The organism is Mycolicibacterium sp. XJ2546 (assembly GCF_053483195.1).
In genome coordinates this window covers 24,551-42,026 of the sequence record NZ_JBEFRW010000003.1, presented here as the reverse complement: position 1 = coordinate 42,026, position 17,476 = coordinate 24,551, and the positions used below count along the sequence as shown (strand labels likewise).

General features: G+C 65.9%; 17 protein-coding genes and 1 pseudogene. 3 read left to right on the top strand and 15 right to left on the bottom strand.

What is annotated here, in order from left to right; translation table 11 throughout:
- The first annotated feature begins 124 nt into the window (after positions 1–124).
- Positions 125–949 carry an alpha/beta fold hydrolase gene (locus ABQE44_RS06555; RefSeq protein WP_448395291.1) on the top strand — a complete coding sequence of 275 codons (825 nt, stop codon included), beginning with the start codon at positions 125–127 and terminating at the stop codon, positions 947–949.
- Here ABQE44_RS06555 and ABQE44_RS06550 read toward each other — a convergent pair.
- From ABQE44_RS06550 to ABQE44_RS06500, 11 genes and pseudogenes are all read right to left on the bottom strand, one after another.
- Positions 926–1,432 (bottom strand): nuclear transport factor 2 family protein, encoded by a 507-nt coding sequence (locus ABQE44_RS06550; RefSeq protein ID WP_448395290.1) that lies wholly within the window; start codon positions 1,430–1,432, stop codon positions 926–928. The genes ABQE44_RS06555 and ABQE44_RS06550 overlap by 24 nt on opposite strands.
- Entirely contained in the window at positions 1,429–2,451 is a 1,023-nt protein-coding gene (locus tag ABQE44_RS06545; RefSeq protein ID WP_448428825.1) for an NAD-dependent epimerase/dehydratase family protein, read from the bottom strand. The genes ABQE44_RS06550 and ABQE44_RS06545 overlap by 4 nt, the downstream gene beginning before the upstream one ends.
- 104 nt (positions 2,452–2,555) lie before the next feature.
- Complete coding sequence (locus ABQE44_RS06540; protein WP_448395288.1) at positions 2,556–3,737, bottom strand: acyl-CoA dehydrogenase family protein; 1,182 nt, start codon at positions 3,735–3,737, stop codon at positions 2,556–2,558.
- The gene (locus tag ABQE44_RS06535) at positions 3,737–4,792 is read right to left on the bottom strand and encodes an acyl-CoA dehydrogenase family protein (RefSeq protein ID WP_448428823.1); all 1,056 of its coding nucleotides are present in this window, start codon (positions 4,790–4,792) and stop codon (positions 3,737–3,739) included. The genes ABQE44_RS06540 and ABQE44_RS06535 overlap by 1 nt, the downstream gene beginning before the upstream one ends.
- A gap of 2 nt (positions 4,793–4,794) precedes the next feature.
- Complete coding sequence (locus tag ABQE44_RS06530; RefSeq protein WP_448428821.1) at positions 4,795–5,625, bottom strand: amidohydrolase family protein; 831 nt, start codon at positions 5,623–5,625, stop codon at positions 4,795–4,797.
- Entirely contained in the window at positions 5,622–7,229 is a 1,608-nt protein-coding gene (locus ABQE44_RS06525; RefSeq protein WP_448428819.1) for an acyl-CoA synthetase, read from the bottom strand. The genes ABQE44_RS06530 and ABQE44_RS06525 overlap by 4 nt, the downstream gene beginning before the upstream one ends.
- A gap of 4 nt (positions 7,230–7,233) precedes the next feature.
- Positions 7,234–8,442, bottom strand: coding sequence for an amidohydrolase family protein (locus ABQE44_RS06520; RefSeq protein ID WP_448429223.1), 1,209 nt, complete (start codon positions 8,440–8,442; stop codon positions 7,234–7,236).
- Positions 8,443–8,457: 15 nt separating this feature from the next.
- A pseudogene (locus tag ABQE44_RS06515) lies at positions 8,458–9,288 on the bottom strand (enoyl-CoA hydratase); the annotation flags it as partial.
- An 84-nt stretch (positions 9,289–9,372) separates the two neighbouring features.
- Complete coding sequence (locus tag ABQE44_RS06510) at positions 9,373–10,380, bottom strand: dihydrodipicolinate synthase family protein (protein WP_448428817.1); 1,008 nt, start codon at positions 10,378–10,380, stop codon at positions 9,373–9,375.
- Positions 10,381–10,391: 11 nt separating this feature from the next.
- Positions 10,392–11,189, bottom strand: a complete 798-nt coding sequence (locus ABQE44_RS06505) for an SDR family NAD(P)-dependent oxidoreductase (protein ID WP_448395281.1) — start codon at positions 11,187–11,189, stop codon at positions 10,392–10,394.
- A 7-nt stretch (positions 11,190–11,196) separates the two neighbouring features.
- On the bottom strand, positions 11,197–11,958 hold the full coding sequence (locus tag ABQE44_RS06500) for a crotonase/enoyl-CoA hydratase family protein (RefSeq protein ID WP_448428815.1): 762 nt from the start codon (positions 11,956–11,958) through the stop codon (positions 11,197–11,199).
- 238 nt (positions 11,959–12,196) lie between these two features.
- Between ABQE44_RS06500 and ABQE44_RS06495 the strand changes: the two genes are divergently transcribed.
- Entirely contained in the window at positions 12,197–12,925 is a 729-nt protein-coding gene (locus tag ABQE44_RS06495) for a TetR/AcrR family transcriptional regulator (protein WP_448395279.1), read from the top strand.
- 59 nt (positions 12,926–12,984) lie between these two features.
- Here the strand turns inward: ABQE44_RS06495 and ABQE44_RS06490 are convergent, their stop codons facing one another.
- From ABQE44_RS06490 to ABQE44_RS06475, 4 genes are all read right to left on the bottom strand, one after another.
- Positions 12,985–14,160 (bottom strand): thiolase family protein, encoded by a 1,176-nt coding sequence (locus tag ABQE44_RS06490; protein ID WP_448428814.1) that lies wholly within the window; start codon positions 14,158–14,160, stop codon positions 12,985–12,987.
- An 80-nt stretch (positions 14,161–14,240) separates the two neighbouring features.
- Positions 14,241–15,122, bottom strand: a complete 882-nt coding sequence (locus tag ABQE44_RS06485) for an enoyl-CoA hydratase/isomerase family protein (protein ID WP_448395277.1) — start codon at positions 15,120–15,122, stop codon at positions 14,241–14,243.
- Positions 15,123–15,132: 10 nt separating this feature from the next.
- Positions 15,133–15,912 carry a FadR/GntR family transcriptional regulator gene (locus ABQE44_RS06480; RefSeq protein WP_448395276.1) on the bottom strand — a complete coding sequence of 260 codons (780 nt, stop codon included), beginning with the start codon at positions 15,910–15,912 and terminating at the stop codon, positions 15,133–15,135.
- Complete coding sequence (locus ABQE44_RS06475) at positions 15,909–16,565, bottom strand: hotdog family protein (protein ID WP_448395275.1); 657 nt, start codon at positions 16,563–16,565, stop codon at positions 15,909–15,911. The genes ABQE44_RS06480 and ABQE44_RS06475 overlap by 4 nt, the downstream gene beginning before the upstream one ends.
- A gap of 97 nt (positions 16,566–16,662) precedes the next feature.
- Here ABQE44_RS06475 and ABQE44_RS06470 point away from each other — a divergent pair, with 97 nt between their 5' ends.
- The gene (locus tag ABQE44_RS06470) at positions 16,663–17,466 is read left to right on the top strand and encodes an enoyl-CoA hydratase/isomerase family protein (RefSeq protein WP_448428813.1); all 804 of its coding nucleotides are present in this window, start codon (positions 16,663–16,665) and stop codon (positions 17,464–17,466) included.
- Positions 17,467–17,476 lie beyond the last annotated feature (10 nt).

Genomic DNA, 17,476 nt, shown 5'->3' with positions numbered 1-17,476 from the left:
CGCGACGCAACCATCTGCGTCTGCTCGCGAAGGGAACGGCACCGGCGCTGGTCGCGGTGTAAACCCGCGCGCCGCGGCGCTTCGCGTGGCAGACTTCTGCCCGGACACCGGAGGAAGGGGTTGCATGCCCACCATCACCACACGCGACGGCGTCGACATCTTCTACAAAGATTGGGGCTCGGGCCAGCCGATCGTCTTCAGTCACGGTTGGCCGTTGTCGGCGGACGACTGGGATATCCAGATGCTGTTCTTTTTGCAGCACGGCTACCGCGTCGTCGCCCATGATCGCCGGGGACACGGCCGCTCGGCGCAAGTCGACCACGGACACGACATGGACCACTACGCCGACGATCTGGCCGCGGTGGTCGAGCACCTCGATCTACACGACGCGGTGCACATCGGGCACTCCACCGGCGGCGGCGAGGTGGCGCACTTCCTGGCCAGGCACGGCCAGGGCCGCGCAGCCAAAGCGGTGCTCATCAGCTCGGTACCGCCACTGATGGTGCAGACCGACGCCAACCCGGGCGGGTTACCGAAATCGGTGTTCGACGACCTGCAGGCCCAGCTGGCCGCCAACCGCTCAGAGTTCTACCGCGCACTGCCGTCCGGGCCGTTCTACGGATTCAACCGGCCCGGTGTGGAGCCGTCCGAGGCCATCATCGAGAACTGGTGGCGGCAAGGCATGATGGGCGGCGCGAAGGCGCATTACGACGGCATCGTGGCGTTCTCGCAGACCGACTTCACCGAGGATCTCAAGAAGATCACCATCCCCGTGCTGGTGATGCACGGCGACGACGACCAGATCGTCCCCTACGAGAACTCCGGGCCGTTGTCGGCCAAGCTGTTGCCCAACGGGACCTTGAAGACCTATCCCGGATATCCGCACGGCGCGTTCGTCACCCACGCAGAGACCATCAACGCCGACTTACTGGAGTTCATCCGCTCTTGACATCACCCGGCGCGTCACCGCGCCGATGACCTTGCGGATGCGCGCGGAGATGTACACCGAGACAAGGCCGTTGAACACATCTTCACGAAGCCTGGTCAACGTCGACGACGTGAACCGCCACTGTCCGTCGAACTTCTCGTACGTTTCGTGGTAGTGCCCGTAGCCATGCAGGTTCACCCCCGGGCCGAACCGGACCACATCCTCCAACGCCCACACGCCCCGCGCTGTCGTCGCCGTGATCAACTCGATCTCCGGGGAATGCACCTGATGAACGGTGGCCTGGTTGCGCAGGCTCTTGCGGGTGAACGCGACGAACTCGTCGGCACCCTCGATCACCTTGCCGCCGGCCGGGGAGGTGTCGCTGACGAAATCGTCGGCGAAGAGGTCCCGCCATGCCGCCCAGTCCTTGGTATCCAGCAGCCGGCAATAGCGCGCCTTCAACTGTTTGATCGCTTCGATTTCGAGCGGCGCTTCCGCACTCATGGCCCGTGCTTGCCGTTCTCGCGGTCCACGTAGAACTGTGCGGCCCGCCGTATCGACTCGACGGTCGGCCGTGGCTGCCAGCCCAACTCGCGCGCCGCCTTGCTGTGGTCGGCCGGCGAGGTGGTGTGTAGCAGCCGCACCCCGGTCACGTTGATCGGCAGGTCGCGTCGCAGCAGTCTGGACATGACATCGGCGGCGAAGCCGACGGCGTACATGGCCGCAAGCGGTACGCCGAACCGCGGTGGTTTGGCGCCCACCGCCGTCGCGGCGGTTTGGAGCAACTCCCGCATCGGCATGTAGGTCTGCGAGATGATATAGCGCTCACCGATGCGTCCGCGTTCACCGGCGAGCAGAAACGCCTCGGCGACGTCCTCGATGCCGACGACTTCGGTGGCCACCCCGTTGACGTAGATCGGGATCTTGCCCAGCGCAGCGTATTTCACCATCATGCCCTGGCTGGGCTGCCAGTCGCGTGGCCCGTACGGGTTGGACACGCACATGGCGACCGCGGGCACCTTGCCTTCGGCGGCGTACCGCAACACCATGTCCTCTGCCGCTCGGCGGGATTGGATGTAGGCACCACCCTTGCCATGCCAGTTGAACTCATCGTCCTCGGTGGCGGGGCTGCCGTTGCCCAGCGCGATGGTTCCGATGGTGCTGCAGAACACGAACCGATGCAGGTCGGCGTCAGCGGCGACGTCGAGCACCCGCTGCAGGCTCGTGACGTTGGTCTCGAACAGCGGTGCGGGATCACGTAGGTAGAAGCGCGTGTCGACGATGCAGTAGTACACGACGTCGCGGTTGGCCATCGCGGCGCGCAGCGCCTCCGCGTCGAAAAGGTCGCCGTAGCAACGTTGGACGTCGAGGTCGTCGATGGCCACCGTCGAGCTCGTCTCGCGCAGAAACACCCGGACGTCATCGCCGCGTTCGGCGAGTTTTCGCACGACGTGCGAACCGACGAAGCCGCTGGCGCCCATCACCAGGGCCCGACGGCTGGTGCTCCCAGACGGATCGGTCATGGCGTCTTCTCCTTCCCGCGAGGCTCCGGCGAGGGTGCGCAAAGTCGCGAACTTTGTCGGCGTGTCGCCCGCAAACACGCCCGCTCGCCGAAAATGGCGCGCGGCTATTTGGCCGCAGCGTACGCGGGCTTGCCGAGCCCGAGCACGTACTGCGCGATCATATTGCGAAATACCTCCAAGGTGCCGCCGTAGATTCCGACCAGCGGGGCGAACCGATAGACGTACTCGGCCGCGCCGTCATCCGCGGCGCCATCGGTACCGAGCGGCAGGGCCGACGCGCTTCCGAGAATGTCCATCAGATCCGGGGAGATGTCGCGCATCGTCTGGGCCAACGCCACCCGGCCAAAGATGCTCGGCGCCGACAGCGACGCCTCCAATCGGGCCACGCTGCGGCCCAGCCGGTATGCCACCGATCCGTCGTCGAGGAGACGACGGCCGTTGGGGTTCTTTTCGGCCACCTTGGCGGCGGCCTTGTCGACCGCGGCGGCCATGAAACCCGCCTGGTGCATCATGATCGACACGTCCTGCAGACCGTCGGCCGCGGCTTCGACCGCGCCGTGCTCGACGTTGAGCGGTTCGCGCACCACCGTCCAGCCGCCATTGACCTCACCGAGGCGGTACTTGTCGTCGACGCGCACATCGCTGTAGTAGACGATGTTCGTGCGGTCACCGTCGATGGTGCGGATGCCCTGGATCTCGACCCCGGGCGAACCGAGCGGTACCAGGAACATGGTGAGGCTCTTGTGTTTCGGCGCGTCGGGATCGGTGTTGGTGATGAGGAAGACGTACTGGCAGTTGTGCGCGCCGGTGGTGAACATCTTGGAACCGTTTATCACCCACTGGTCGCCGTCGCGCACCGCACGGGTTTTGCACGTCGCGACGTCGGACCCGCCCTCGGGTTCGGTGTAGCCCAGGCAGAGCCGCACGTGTCCGCTGAAGACACCGGGTAACACCTCGGCTTTCAGCTCGGGCGAACCGAACTTCTCCACCGACCGCGCGATCATCGACGTCGTGCCCGACGTCACCCACGGAACATGTGCCCGTCGTTTCTCCAGTTCCCAGATGCGGCGCCGGACCCGGTCGAAGCCGCCTTCGGGTTCCGGCTTCCACTCGCCGGCCAGGTAACCCGCTTCGCCCAGCGCCAGGTGCACGCCTTCGTCGAAGTTGTCCCCGGTTTCGCGGTCGCGGCGGATGACGTCCTCGGTGACGACCTCTTTGAGGAAGGCCCGCGCCTCGTCGAGGAACGACTGTTGATCCTCGGTCAACTGAACCCGAGAGAAATCCATTACTTGGCCTCCCCGCTTTCGCGTGCGGCGACGATGCCGGCGATGTATTTGGCGGTGATGCCGGGGTCACCGCCTGCCAATGCCCAGCCGCGCGCCCGAACGAGATACGCCGTTGCTGCGGCTTCTGCCGAAACACCGAGTCCGCCTTGGACATGCACAGCCATGGTGGCCGCCTTGGCCGCCTCCTCAGCCATGAACACGTACACCGACGGCGCGAGCTCCCGGCGCTCATGCGGTTCGTTGTCGAGGAACCACGCTGCCCGCCGGGCCAGGTTGCGACCGGCCTGCACGGTGATCGCGATGTTGGCCAGCGGATGCGAGATCGCCTGCAGGGTCGAGATGGGCACCCCCAACGTGTACCGGGTCTTGGCGAACTCCGCCGCGATGGTCATGGTCTCCTCGACGAGCCCGACCAGCGCCGCGCCGGTCAACAGCCGCCATTCATCGAGGGCACGCTGGTAGGCCGCCAGCGCGTCGGCGCCGCTAGCCAACACCGTCCGGTCGTCGGCGGCCGCCGGGTCGACCCAGGCCATCGGGAGCCGGCCGATGTTGTCGACCTTGGCGGGGCGGGTGTCGAACGTGAGCCGGACGATGTCCTGAGAATCGGGGCCGTCGCGCACGACGATGTGGTCGGCGACGGACCCGCTGGGTACCAGTCGCAGCCCGGATGCGCTGTCGTGCTGCGGGTCCAGCCCCGCCAGTTGGGTGCCGTTGAGGATGTCGGGTTCCAGTGCGTCCAGGCGACCGAGCAACCGTGCCGTGCACACGTGGTCGATCCACGGAACCGGGGCCAGCGATCGGCCGATCTCCTCGGCGACCAATGTCAGGTCGACCAGCGTCGCACCATCACCGCCCGATGCCTCCGGCAGCGCCATCGTGGTCGCGCCCATCGCGCACATCCGCTCCCACAGGCTCTTGTCGAACCCGGAAACCTCAGCGGCCCAAACGGTCTCGATCGAACAATGGGTTTTGAAGAAGTCCTTGTAAGCGGCCTGCAGAGCCTGGTGGTCCTCGGACAGGCTGTAATCGAGCCTGCGGAGTTCAAAGCGGTCCATCGTCAGCTCTCCCGTCCGAAGAAGAATTCCTGAGCATTGTGGTACAGGTAGTTGTCGAGCACCTCGGCGGGCAGGTCGAGGGCCAGCGCCTCCGGGACCAGGCGGCGCATCTTGAGCACCGGCCAGTCCGACGCGTAGATCACCTTGTCGCGTCCGCGGGTGCGCATGTAGTGCAAGAGGCTGTCGGGCAGCCTCTTGGGTGACCATGCCGATGTCATCAGCCGCAGGTTCTGGTACTTGATCAACAGCCGGATCGCGACGTCCCACCACGGGTCAGCGCCATGGATCATGCACAGTTTCAGTTCCGGGAACCGCACGCACACCCGGTCCAGGTGGATCGGGTTCTGTACCTCACCCGGGATGGGCGGGCCGGGGATGCCCGTGTTGATGCACAACGGCAGGTCGAGTTCAGCGCACTTGGTGTACAGCGGGTAGTAGACGGCATCGCTGGGCGGATACTGGCCGTCACCCCAAAAGCTCGGCCCCACAGCGGTGTAGGCGACGGGTAGGTCCTTGACGATCGCCGCGAGTTCTTTCAGCGACGGGATGGGTCGCAGCAGGTTCACCCCGCCCATCGCCAGTGCGAACCGGTCGGGTTCGGCCTCGACGAACTTGCGGGCGGTGGCTGAGGGCTTGGCGATACTGTCCATCAGGATCGCCTTGGTCACGCCCTGCTCGTCCATCTCGTCGATCAGCTCCGACAGGTGGACGGGGGAAAACATCGACTCCGGGCCCTTGAAGTAGTCGTCGCGCACTTTGAGCATCCAGGTCGGCTGCTGCTGGGTCTCCCCGAAGTGCACGTTGACAAGGCAGTCAATCGCTTTGTGGCTCACACGTTCACCTGCTGCGCCACTGTGCTTTTCGCCCACCGATAGTCCGGTTTACCGTTGCCCAGACGTCGGATCTCCTCGACAAAGATGAACTCCTTCGGTGCCTTGAACCGGGCCAACTGCGATGTGCAGTGGTCATGAAGTGCGGTGGTTTCGGTCTCGTCACGGGAAGCGACCAGCGCGACGACTTCTTCGCCCCACCGCTCGCTGGGCCGACCCACCACCAAGGCGTCTTCGACGCCGGGGTGGGCGCGCAGCACCTCCTCGACCTCTTCGACGAACACCTTCTCACCGCCGGTGTTGACGACCAGCGCGTCGCGGCCGAACAACACCAGCGTGCCGTCCGCGGCCAACGACCCCCGGTCTCCGGAGATGACGACCCGCTTACCGGCAACGACGGGAAACGTCTTGCGGGTGGCCTCCGCATCGTCGAAATAGCCCAGCGGTATGCGCCCACCGCGTGCGACGAACCCGAGCTCGTCGTCGCCGGGTTCCACAAACCGGCTGTGATCGGCGGACAGCAGCAACGCACCTTCGCGCAGTTCGAAGGTGTCCTTGCGCTCGCCGCGCTGGCTGCGGCCGAAGCCGACGTTGCCGGTCTCCGAGGACCCGTAGCCGTTGATCAAGGTGATCTGCGGCAGTAGCTCCAGCAGCGCCCGTTGGTGTTTGGGGTTGGTCGCCGCTCCCCCGGTGCCGATGGCGAACATCGACGTCAGGTCGTAGGAGCCGCGGCGCAGTTCCTCCACCAACGGGGCGGCGTAGGCGTCGCCGACCATCGTCATCAAGCCGACCTTCTCGCGCTGCGCGGTCTCCAGCACGGCGCGCGGCTCGAATCTCGTTCGGTCGTAGAGGATCACCGGCAGCCCGCTGAGCAGTCCCGCGAACGCGGTCCACATGCCCGCGGCGTGCATCAGCGGCGACACCGCGAACCAGGGCTGACCGCCGTGGCGCACCTTGTCGTGGATCTCGTCGACGGATTCGTGGTCGGCGCCGTTCATCGAGATGACGTAGGTGTCGCCTTGCCGCCACATCACGCCTTTGGGTCTGCCGGTGGTGCCGCCGGTGCAGACCATCATCACGTCGTCGGGTGACGGGTCGATCTGCTGATCGGTATCCCCCTGTGCCAGCGCGTCTACCAGCCGCACCGAACCCGGCAGCGGTGCCGCGTCACTGCCGTCGTCGATGACGATCAGCAGCTGCGCCGAGTCCGGCGGCAGCACGTCGGCGAACTTCGGACCGAACGACTGGTGGTAGATCACGACGCTGGGCCGAAGGTAGTCGAAAAGCTCGGCGACCTCGCGTGGGGCGTAGTTGTAGTTGACGTTCACCGGCACCGTGCGCGCCTTGAGACAGCCGATGACCATGTCGGGATACAGGTCGTTGTGCATCAGCAGCGCAACGCGGTCCTGTCCGCATTCCCAGTTCTGCAGTTCGTCGCGTTCCCGGTGCGCCCCGAACCCGCGGCCCGCAAGGTAGTTCGCGAGCCGCCGGGTGCGCTGTGCGGACTCCCCGAACGTGCTTCGGCGTGCGCCGCAGACCGTCATCAGCCGGTCGGGCACGGTGTCGGCGATGGCGTCGAGCACCGCGCAGATGGTCCACTGCGCCATAGTTTTAGACGCCAGCCCGAACGTTCGCCCCGAGCAATTCAAGTGCGTTGTCACGCATGACTTTTCGGGTGTCTTCTGCGCTGAACTCCGGGAACTGCGGGATGTCGGCGGTAAAATCCATGGGATCTGCCAGGCCCTCGCCGTGCGGCCAGTCCGATCCGAAAAGCACCTTGTCCACCCCGATGGTCTCGGCGAGTAGTTTCACGTCGTCTTCGTAGTAGGGCGCGATCCAGACGTTGTTGCGCAGCTGCTCGACCGGGTCTTCCTTGTAGTGGTACGGCGCGGTGTTGGCGGACTTCTTGAGCCGCTTGATCAGTCGGTAGACGAAGTAGGAGCCGTTCTCGATACTGGCCACCTTCAGGTTGGGGTGGCGCGTGAACACCTGGTGCACGATCATCGACGCCAGCGTGTCGTGGATGGCGCGATCATCCATGATCACCATGTCGAGCGGATCACGCTTGCCGAAGCCCTTGAACACGCCGCTACCACCCCACAGCGCGGGGATCGCCATGTATCCGGAGTCCGACAGGTGGAACACCACCGGGACGCCGGCTTCGGCCAGCCGCGCCCACACCGGGTCGTGCATGGGGTCGCCCAGCGAGCGTGGTCGTACCGCCCCGGGCACCGGCGCGGGGCGCACGCAGACGATCTTGGCGTCGCGGCTGAGCACGAATTCGACTTCCTCGACGGCCTTTTCGGGGTCGGCCAGCGAGATGATGGGGGCAGAGAGGATGCGGCCGTCGGGACGGTTGAAGCCCCAGTCCTCGTCCAACCACAGGTTGAAGGCGTGCATCGCCACCATCGTGGCCTCGACGTCGTGCTTGAGGCCTTCCTCCACACCGCAGGCGAAGGTCGGCAGCATGAAGACGGTCTCGAGGTTCTGCTTGTCGAGGATCGCCACCCGCGCGTCGCGGTTCTGGTATTCGGGGTGATCGGCGAGCCGGTCGACTTTCATCAGCGACGCGGGGTCGACACCTTCCGGTATTTCGCCGCGGAACAGCAGGTCCAAGCAGCCCGGTTCGATGATCGGGTCGAACGAAGGGTTGGGGATGAAGTGGTTGACCACACCGCCGAACACCGCCAGGGTCCGCTTGCCGTCCTGCACCATCTGGACACCGCGGCTGCGGAACTCCTTGGGTTGGTGGCGGGTGAACGCGTCCAGCGGTTCGTAGTAGTGGTTGTCGACGTCGATCGCCCGGTAGTCCAGGGTCATCGTCCCTACTCCCTTCAGTGGCGGAAAGTTGGGTGCGCGCTTCTCGAAGAAGCTCGTGATGCCCTCGAGGAAATCGGGCCGGTGCATCGACTCGTGCATCAGCTTTTCCGCGTCATCGCTTGCCTCGAAGACACTGCGCATAGTGTCTGCGTACACCTGTTGCTTGATCACCGCCAGAGAACTCGGCGCACAGTTGGCCGCGATGTCTTCGGCGTAGCCGACAGCGTGCGACAGCAGATCCTCGGGAGCCACGACGCCGCTGACCAGTCCGAGCCGCGCGGCTTCGTCGGCGAGAAACACCCGGCCCGACAACAACAGATCCATCGCGACGCCGTGTCCGACGATGCGCGGAAGTATCCAGGAGATACCGTATTCGGCGATCAACCCGCGTCGCGCAAACGACGTCGTGAACTTGGCGCCGTCGGCGGCGAACCGTACATCGCACGCCAGCGCCAGCGTCAGCCCCATGCCCGCGCATGCGCCGTTGATGGCCGCGACGACGGGTTTGCGCACCGTCATCAGGAAGTGCGGATGGCGTGCGCCGACGAGCTGGCCGACGTCGGTATCCGCTGCGGCGTCGACGGTCGCGGCGCTGATGGACGTCAGATCGCCCATATCGGCGCCCGCGCAGAACGCCCGGCCGCTGCCGGTGACCACGATCGCGCGGACGGCCGGATCGGCCTCGGCGTCGTCGAGCCGGGCATAGAACGTGGAGGCGAGGCCACCGCCCCAGCCGTTCATCCGCTCCGGCCGGTTCAGCGTGAGGACCGCGACGCCGCTGTCACGGACCTCGTAGCGCACCGGCTCGGCCGCGACGGGTTGCGCGACGTGGTCTCCAACGCTCACCCGCACTCCTTCTCAAGCCGTCCGAGCTTGGTGTATGGACATACTGTACATCTATCGGTAGTGCCTTCTGCAAGGTCGGGCCGGTTACCGGTCGACCAGTCCGTACCGTCGATACGCTGCATCGATCTGGGTCTTCGCCTCGGCAGGCAGCTTCGTCTGGGGTGGGCGCGAATGCGGGTACGAACCGATGGGCAGACCCAGCACCGAGGCCGCGTACTTGAACGCTTCTCCCCAGTGGGTGAAGTAGTCGGGGCGGCCGGGATAGCAGGTGAACCACGAACTCACTTCGCTTTCGAACCGGTCCATCCCGGACTCGCGCGCATAGTCCATCGCCTCGATCAGCTTGCCGTTGACGATCAGGTCCCAGTACGCGGAGAACGGGCGGTGCTGCGGGGTTTCGTACAGGTATGCGGCGGTTCCGAGTTGGGCCGGGCAGACGATACCCTCGCGCAGCCAGCCGGCGCGGTAGACCATCTTGTCGCACTCCCACACCGCAAGGCCGGGCGCCAACTCGTGCAGCATCCGGCTGGCCGCCGGCCGAAACGCGCCTTCCTTGGTTGCGCAGACAGCGGGGATCTCGGCATAGACGCGGGCACTTTCCGCCGGTGTCAGAACGTAGCCCGACGACGGCGAGTTGAACATGCCGAGCGCGATATCGGTGCGCTCGGCGATGTACCGAAAGAACCGCAGCACCCCTTCGCCGCCGTGGGTTTCCATCATCGGCGTCTGGATATAGACGATATCGGCGCCCGCATGCTGCGCATGCAGCGTCAACTCCAGGCAGTCCTTGGCCGACGTCGCGGCGGTGCAGGCTTGCACCACGACATCGGGGTTGACGGTGCGGGCCTCCTCGATGGCCACTTCCAACAGACGTTTTCGCTCGCCGGTGGTCAGCGACCAGAACTCGGCGATCCCGCTGGTGCACCACAGCATCGGATGTCCCAGTTCACCGACGCAGTAGCGCACCAACGTGCGGTAGGCGTCCCAGTCGATGTCGTCACCGTCGGTGCCGCGGAACGGGGTGTAGAGCGAATTACCGATGCCGCGCAACGCTTCTCGCGCCCAGTCGCGCGCCTGGCTGGCAGTCGCCATAGCTCACCTCATTATGTGAAGTCGCTGCCGCCGTCGACGTTGACGTTGGCGCCGGTCATGTAGGAGTTGCGTCTCGACGCGAGAAACGCCACGACGGGGCCGATCTCGTCCGGTCGGCCTGTTCGGGGCAAGTGGGCCGGATGTCCGAAGTGCTCGTCGATGGCGGCCATCAACGCGTACGGATCGTTGCCATCGACGCCGACGGAGGCCGCCCAGCCCACCAGCGCCTCGGAGGCGATGCTGCCCGGCGACACGACGTTGACCATGATCTCGTCGCGAGCCAACAGCAGCGACAGGTTCTTGGAAACGCTCGTCAGCGCCGCCTTGGCGGCGGTGTAAGCGGGCAGGACCACGCTTTGACGTTGGGTGGAGTGCGCCGAAAAGTTCACTATCCGAGCCCATTCCGCGCTGCGCAACAGTGGAAGCGCGGAGCGTACGCAGTGCACCATGCCCATCAGACCGCCATCGAACGCGGCGCGCCACTGGTCGTCGGTCAGCTCCTCGAACGCGCCGACCGCGTCGGGGCCGACGGCGTTGATCAGTACGTTGAGCTCGCCGCCCCACCGCCGGCCGACGTCGTCGAACAGCCGCTGCACGGCGTCATCGTCGGTGATGTCGACGACCAACCCCACCGCCTCGGGACTTCCGCACCGGCTCAAGGTGTCAGCGGCCTCGTCGAGCACGGACTTGGTGCGGCCGACGACCGCGACGCGCGCCCCGTCCTCAGCCAGACAACGTGCCGCCGCGAAACCCATGCCGCGTCCGCCGCCGACCACGACGGCGGCTGCGTCCTTCAGACCGAGATCCATGTCGCGGTCAGGTACCGGTCCAGTTCGGCTGGCGCTTCTCGGCGAACGCCAGCGCGCCTTCCTTGGCGTCGTTGGACGTGAAGATCGGGATGATGTGCTCGAGTTGCCTCTGCCACATCTCCTCCTCACTCCACTCCGCCGACTTGACCAGGATCTCCTTGGTGGTGACGACCGCCAGCGGTCCGTTGGCGGTGATGCGCTCGGCGAGTTCGATCGCGCCCTCCAGCGCGCCGCCCGGTTCGGTCACCTTGTTGACGAATCCCCACGCCTCGCCCTGCTCGGCGGTGAAACTGTCACCGGTGAGCGCCAGTTCGAGCGCCTTCTGGTATGGAATGCGTCGCGGCAGCCGCAACAGCCCGCCGCCGGCGGCCACCAGGCCACGCTTGACCTCGGGGATGCCGAACTTGGCTTCGCGGGAGGCCACCACCAGATCCGTCGCGAGGACGACCTCGGTGCCGCCGGCCAGCGCGTAGCCCTCGACGGCCGAGATCAGCGGTTTACGTGGCGCTCGTTCAGTGAACCCGATGCCCCGACCTGGGATCGCGACCTGCTCACCGGCTGCGAAGGCCTTGAGGTCCATGCCGGCACAGAAGTTGCCGCCCGCGCCGGTCAGCACACCGACCGAGAGGTTGTTGTCGGCGTCGAGTTCGTCGACCGCGTCGGCCAGACCTTGGCTGACCTCCAGGTTGACCGCGTTGCGCGCATCCGGTCGGTTGATCGTGATGACGAGAACACGCCCTCGGCGCTCCGTGCGAATTTCGTCCGACACCCTTGGCCTTTCGGTTCACCAACCCAGCTGGAAAAGCTTACTATAGGTCTTACAGTAGAACAGCGAAATAGCGCTGGGAGCCGCCGACGGGATGGCTCCCGGTAAGGTTGACGGTAACGGCCGAGCAGCGACACACCTGCGAAGACGCAGATCAGCGCAAGCTGCCGGTACATTCAGGTCCACCACCCCACTTTTGGGGGGCTGCGTGCGCGGCTGATTTCCGATGGAGGTGCCCTTCGTGGCAAGGCAGGCGACCGCCGAGAAGCGTCAGCGACGTGAGCGCGGGTCCATCAATCCAGAGGACATCATCAAGGGCGCTTTCGAGCTGGCCGAACAGGTCGGTATCGACAACCTCTCCATGCCGCTGCTCGGCAAGCACCTCGGCGTCGGCGTCACGAGCATCTACTGGTACTTCCGCAAGAAGGACGATCTGCTCAACGCGATGACCGACCGCGCGTTGCGCCAGTACGTCTTTGCGACGCCCTATGTCGAGGCCAAGGACTGGCGTGAGACGTTGCGCAACCACGCGCGCACGATGCGAAAGACGTTCATGGGCAACCCAATTCTGTGCGATCTGATTCTCATCCGGTCCGCGCTGAGCCCCCGCACGGCGAAACTCGGTGTACAAGAGGTCGAGAAGGCGATCGCGAGTTTGGTCGAGGCGGGTCTGTCGCCCGAAGAGGCCTTCGACACCTACTCCGCGGTGTCGGTCCACGTGCGCGGGTCGGTGGTACTGCAGCGGTTGCGCGACAAGAACCGGGCGGCCAACGAAGGGCCCAGCGACATCGAGGAAACCATGTCGATCGATGCGGACAGCACACCGCTGCTGGCCCTGGTGACCGAGAAGGGCCACCACATCGGCGCCGCCGACGAGAAGAACTTCGAGTTCAGCCTCGAGTGCATCCTCGACCACGCCGAGCGGCTGATCGACGCGAACAACGCCAAGCCCGCCAAGAAGAGACGCTAAGCCGGCCGGGTGGTTTCGGTGCGCTAACCATCGCTCAGCGCTGGTTTGCGCACCGAAGTCTAAACTTCGATGACGACCGCGCCGCCCTGGCCGCCGCCCGCGCACATCGCGGCCACCCCGATGCCGCCGCCGCGTCGCTGCAGTTCGTAGACCAGGGTGGTCACCATCCGCGCGCCCGAGGCGGCGATCGGATGGCCGAGGCTGCAACCACTTCCGGAGAAGTTCACCAGTTCTTCGTCGATGCCGTACTCGCGGCACGCCGCGATCGGCACCGAGGCGAACGCCTCGTTGATTTCCCACAGCGCGACGTCGGACGGCTTCAGGCCGGCCCGGTCGAGCACCTTGCCGATGACCTTGACCGCGCCGAGCCCACAGTCGCGCGGTGCGACACCCGCTGCGGCCCAGGCCTTCACGGTCGCCATCTTGGTCAGGTTCTCGGCGTCAGCGTAGGCTCTGTCGACCACTGCCACCGCCGCGGCGGCGTCGTTGGTTCCGCTGCTGTTCCCCGCGGTGATCGAGAAGCCCTCGATCTCGGGGTGCAGCACCTTCAACCCGGCCAACTTCTCCACGGTGGTGTCGCGGCGCGGGTGCTCGTCGACGCTGAACTCGATCACCGATCCGTCGAACTGCTGCACCTTCAGCGGCACGATCTCATCGACGAACTTGCCAGCGTCGATCGCGGCGATCGCACGCTGATGCGACCGCGCGGCCCACGCGTCCATCTCCTCGCGGGTGATGCCGACCGACTGCGCGGTGTTCCAGCCAACGGTGATCGACATGTCTTTGCACGGCGCGTCGGGCGTCTCGACGTGCGTCGGCGGCATCCACCGCTCCTCGAACTTCAGCTCAGGTCCCGGGATGCGCTGGTTGGTCAGCGGCGTCATCGACAGCGACTGCACCCCACCGGCGATCAGCGCGCGCTCCATCCCCGACCCGATCTGGGCGGCGGCGTTGCCGATCGCGGTGAGGCTGCCCGCGCAATGCCGGTTCACCGACTGGCCGGGGACGTGGTCCATGCCCGTCGCGGTAGCCGCATAGCGAGCCAGATCGCCTCCCCCGTAATGGGATTCGGCGAAAATGATGTCATCGACGTTCTTGGGATCGATTTCGGAGCGACGCACCACCTCGGGCAACACCGTCGTGATCAGCGTCTCGGGTGGGGTGTTGACCAGGGTCCCCTTGAACGAGCGACCGATCGCTGTCCTGGCGGCACCGACAATGACGGGTGTGGGCATGTGAAAATCCTCGCGCTGGATGTTGACGGCTTTACAAAAATAGTAGCTTATGTATCACGACCGGTAGGTCGGGGTGGTGTTCAGGGTTCCGGTACCTGGAAGTGCTCGTCACGCAGCCGGAAGGCCTCCTTGGTGCCGTGCTGAGCACGGGTCTTGACGAAGTTGAACTCACCCGGCGCGAACTGCAGGTTCGTGCCGTAGGCGTGGAAGAGATAGCTCGCGACTTCCTCCCCGGCATACGCCTGGCTCTGCTCGACGAGGCGAAACGCCTCTTTGGCGATGACGACGCCGTCCGCGGGCATCTTGGCGACTTTCTCCGCCCAGTACCGGGCCCGCGCTTGTACCTTTTCCGGCGCGCAGGTGTCGGTGAAGACGCCGAGGTGCTCGATGGTGCCGGCCTCGATGATGTCGCCGGTCAACAGCAGTCGGCGGGCCAGCACCGGGCCGAGCCGGTGAAAGAACATGTGCAGGCTGCCCAGCGCAGGCCCGAGGAACCGGGTGGCGGGCATGCCGATCTTGGCGTCGGCGGCGATGACGGCGATGTCGGCCATCAGCGCCATCTCGAAGCCGCCGCCGAGCGCGTAGCCGTTGACCTCGGCGACCGTCACCTTCGGAAAGCCCATCAGGTTGTGGTAGAAGCCAAAAGACTTGCGGTCCACCGCCAACCGGCGGCGTTGGCTGGGTCTGCCCTTGGCAGGCGCCTTCTCGCCGCCGTCGGCCTTGCCGTACCAACCGTAGGCGTTGTTCATATCGGCGCCGGTGGAGAACACGCCGTCGGCGCCGCGCAGCACCACGACGACGACGTCGTCGTCCTCGGCCACTTGATCCAGGCAGCGCCCGACCGTCTCGCGCATCGCCGCGTCATAGGAGTTGCGCTGCGACGGATTGTTCAACGTGATGGTCGCGATCCGCTTGTCGTGCTCGACGTCGAACAGGACGCGGTCGTCGCCGGTGGTCGTCATCGTGGTTCCCTTACTGTTCGGCGTTCGAGATCATTTTGGCGTCGATGGTCTTGTCAGTGCCTGCGGCCAAGGTGTTGCGCCTCGCGGCAGCAAGGTGGCTCTGCGCCAGCCGCACCGCACGCGCTTCGTTGCCGTCGGCGATGGCCTCCAGCAGCCGCTGGTGGTCGCGCAGGGCAGCGCGCATGGTCTTGCGGTTCATCGGATCGGCGGGACTGGCCTCATCGCTCCATACCGACGACTCGTGAGCCGACCAGATCAGCTCGAGTGAGCCGATGACGAGGATCATCGGCTCGTTACCGCAACGCGACACGATCTCCTCGTGAAACCGTCTGGCGTTGGGCACATACCGTGACGGGTTGTCGAATTCTTCTGTCTGCGTGCGGATCGCCCCTTCGAGGTACGGCACGACTTCGGTGTCGCGGTCTGCACGGGCCGCGCACATCCCCGCGCAGATGGGTTCCAGCTGCTGCAACGCGCCGCTGACGTCGGCCGGTGTGGCCGAACGCGTTTGCAGCACCATGCTGATCATGTGCGCGGTGCGTTCGGCCGACGGCAGATGAACGACTGCGCCGCCGACGTTTCCGCGGCGCACCGAGATCAGCCCGTCGGTTTCGAGTAGGTGGATCGCCTCACGCAGGGCGGGTGGGCTGACCCCGAACTCGGCCAGCAGGCTGTCCTGCGACGGCAGCACGTCGCCTTCCTTGATCCGGCCCGACAGGATGTCGTCGCGCAACCGCTCGGCCACGATCTCGGCGACGCGGGGCGAACGGATGCGCTGCACGCTGGTCATGGCCGCGTTGCTCGCCGTTTGCCGAACTCCACCACCGACAGCCGGTCCGGTGCGATGGCCACCGTGCTGAACTCCCCGATACAGAGCACCTCGTCCCCGCTCAGCAGCCGTGCCGTCGAGGTGACGCGGCCCTCGGATTCGGTGCGGGTTACGTCGAAGCGCAACTCGGACAGGATCGGCGTGGGCCTGCGGAACGTCACCGCCAGCGACCGCGTCTTGCCGGTGCGCCGCGCGGCACAGCTCTGATGCTGCGTGATGCAGTCGAAGAAGACAGCCAGGTAGCCGCCGTGCACCAAGCCCGGCGGGCCCTCGAACACGACGGGGAAAGTGACTCGGCCAGAGGCGTTCTCGTCGTCGAGGTGGTCGAAGGTGTACTCGGGAAAGCACGGGTTGTATGCGCCGATGTCGAAGGCGTGGTCGAGGTAGACCCGCTGGTTCTCGTCGCCGTCGGGACCCATCCGCGGCGTAGGGTCGGGCGGCACCGCGGCGCCCAACTCGGTTTCCCACTCGGCGATCTGGGTGAGCATGGCATCGACGGTCGGGTGATCGTGTTCCAGCGACAGCAACAGTCCGCTCATCCGCCGAATGGCGCCGGCGGCAGCGACGGTCTGCGGCAGCGGCTGCTCGCCGTATCGGGGCCTGTCCGGTGCCATCGGTCCCCTTCCGCCGACCGGCCTTTCCTTGCTAACTTGTACAAGATAGCAATACTGTATGTCTAACCGTAGAGGTTCAGGATGGGCGGATTCAACTGTGGGTGACGCGGCCGACGGCGTGGTGAGCACGGCGCGCGACGACGCGATCCTGCGTATCACCCTGGACCGGCCGTCGCGCCGTAACTCGTTGAGCCGTCCGATGATCGACACGTTCGTCACGGCCCTCACCGACGCCGCCACCGACGACTCGCTGCGCGCGATCCACATCGCCGGCGCGGGATCGGACTTCTGCAGCGGGATGGACTGGGTCGCCACCAACTCCGCCGGTCAACGGCCACGCACCGGCGATCTGGTGCGCCGCATCCCCCTCACCGGCAACCGGGTCGTCGAGCTGATCCACACCATCGCGCTTCCGGTGGTGTGCAGCGTGCGCGGCTGGGCGGTCGGGCTCGGCTGCAACCTCGCGCTGGCCGCCGACTTTACGGTCGCCAGCGATGATGCGCTCTTCTGGGAGCCGTTCATCGGCAGAGGATTCAGCCCGGACTCCGGCTCCAGCTGGCTGCTGCCACGGTTGGTCGGGTTGACCCGCGCCAAGCAGATGCTGCTTCTCGGGGAGAAGGTCGACGCCGGCCGGGCCGCCGAGTGGGGGCTGATCCACCGTGCGGTCGCCGATTCCGAGGTGGATGCGGTCAGCGAGGATCTGCTGTCTCGGTTGGCCTCCGGGCCCACCGTGGCGATCGGCCTTGCCAAACAGGCGATCGCCTACGGGCAGCACGCCACCCTGACCCAGACCATGAATCAGGAGCTCTATAACGTAGAGTTATCCTGTCGGACAACGGATTTCAAAGAAGGCCTGGCGGCGTTCCGCGACAAGCGCCCGCCGGATTTCCAGGGGCGCTGAACGGATAGGG

Excerpts from the sequence above, each read along its gene's own strand:
- ABQE44_RS06510 (WP_448428817.1), bottom strand. The coding sequence starts at position 10,380 with ATGGCGACTGCCAGCCAGGCGCGCGACTGGGCGCGAGAAGCGTTGCGC.
- ABQE44_RS06535 (WP_448428823.1), bottom strand. The coding sequence starts at position 4,792 with ATGGACCGCTTTGAACTCCGCAGGCTCGATTACAGCCTGTCCGAGGAC.
- ABQE44_RS06490 (WP_448428814.1), bottom strand. The coding sequence starts at position 14,160 with ATGCCCACACCCGTCATTGTCGGTGCCGCCAGGACAGCGATCGGTCGC.
- ABQE44_RS06485 (WP_448395277.1), bottom strand. The coding sequence starts at position 15,122 with ATGACGACCACCGGCGACGACCGCGTCCTGTTCGACGTCGAGCACGAC.
- ABQE44_RS06505 (WP_448395281.1), bottom strand. The coding sequence starts at position 11,189 with ATGGATCTCGGTCTGAAGGACGCAGCCGCCGTCGTGGTCGGCGGCGGA.
- ABQE44_RS06540 (WP_448395288.1), bottom strand. The coding sequence starts at position 3,737 with ATGGATTTCTCTCGGGTTCAGTTGACCGAGGATCAACAGTCGTTCCTC.
- ABQE44_RS06475 (WP_448395275.1), bottom strand. The coding sequence starts at position 16,565 with ATGGCACCGGACAGGCCCCGATACGGCGAGCAGCCGCTGCCGCAGACC.
- ABQE44_RS06525 (WP_448428819.1), bottom strand. The coding sequence starts at position 7,229 with ATGGCGCAGTGGACCATCTGCGCGGTGCTCGACGCCATCGCCGACACC.
- ABQE44_RS06545 (WP_448428825.1), bottom strand. The coding sequence starts at position 2,451 with ATGACCGATCCGTCTGGGAGCACCAGCCGTCGGGCCCTGGTGATGGGC.
- ABQE44_RS06480 (WP_448395276.1), bottom strand. The coding sequence starts at position 15,912 with ATGACCAGCGTGCAGCGCATCCGTTCGCCCCGCGTCGCCGAGATCGTG.
- ABQE44_RS06520 (WP_448429223.1), bottom strand. The coding sequence starts at position 8,442 with ATGACCCTGGACTACCGGGCGATCGACGTCGACAACCACTACTACGAA.
- ABQE44_RS06550 (WP_448395290.1), bottom strand. The coding sequence starts at position 1,432 with ATGAGTGCGGAAGCGCCGCTCGAAATCGAAGCGATCAAACAGTTGAAG.
- ABQE44_RS06555 (WP_448395291.1), top strand. The coding sequence starts at position 125 with ATGCCCACCATCACCACACGCGACGGCGTCGACATCTTCTACAAAGAT.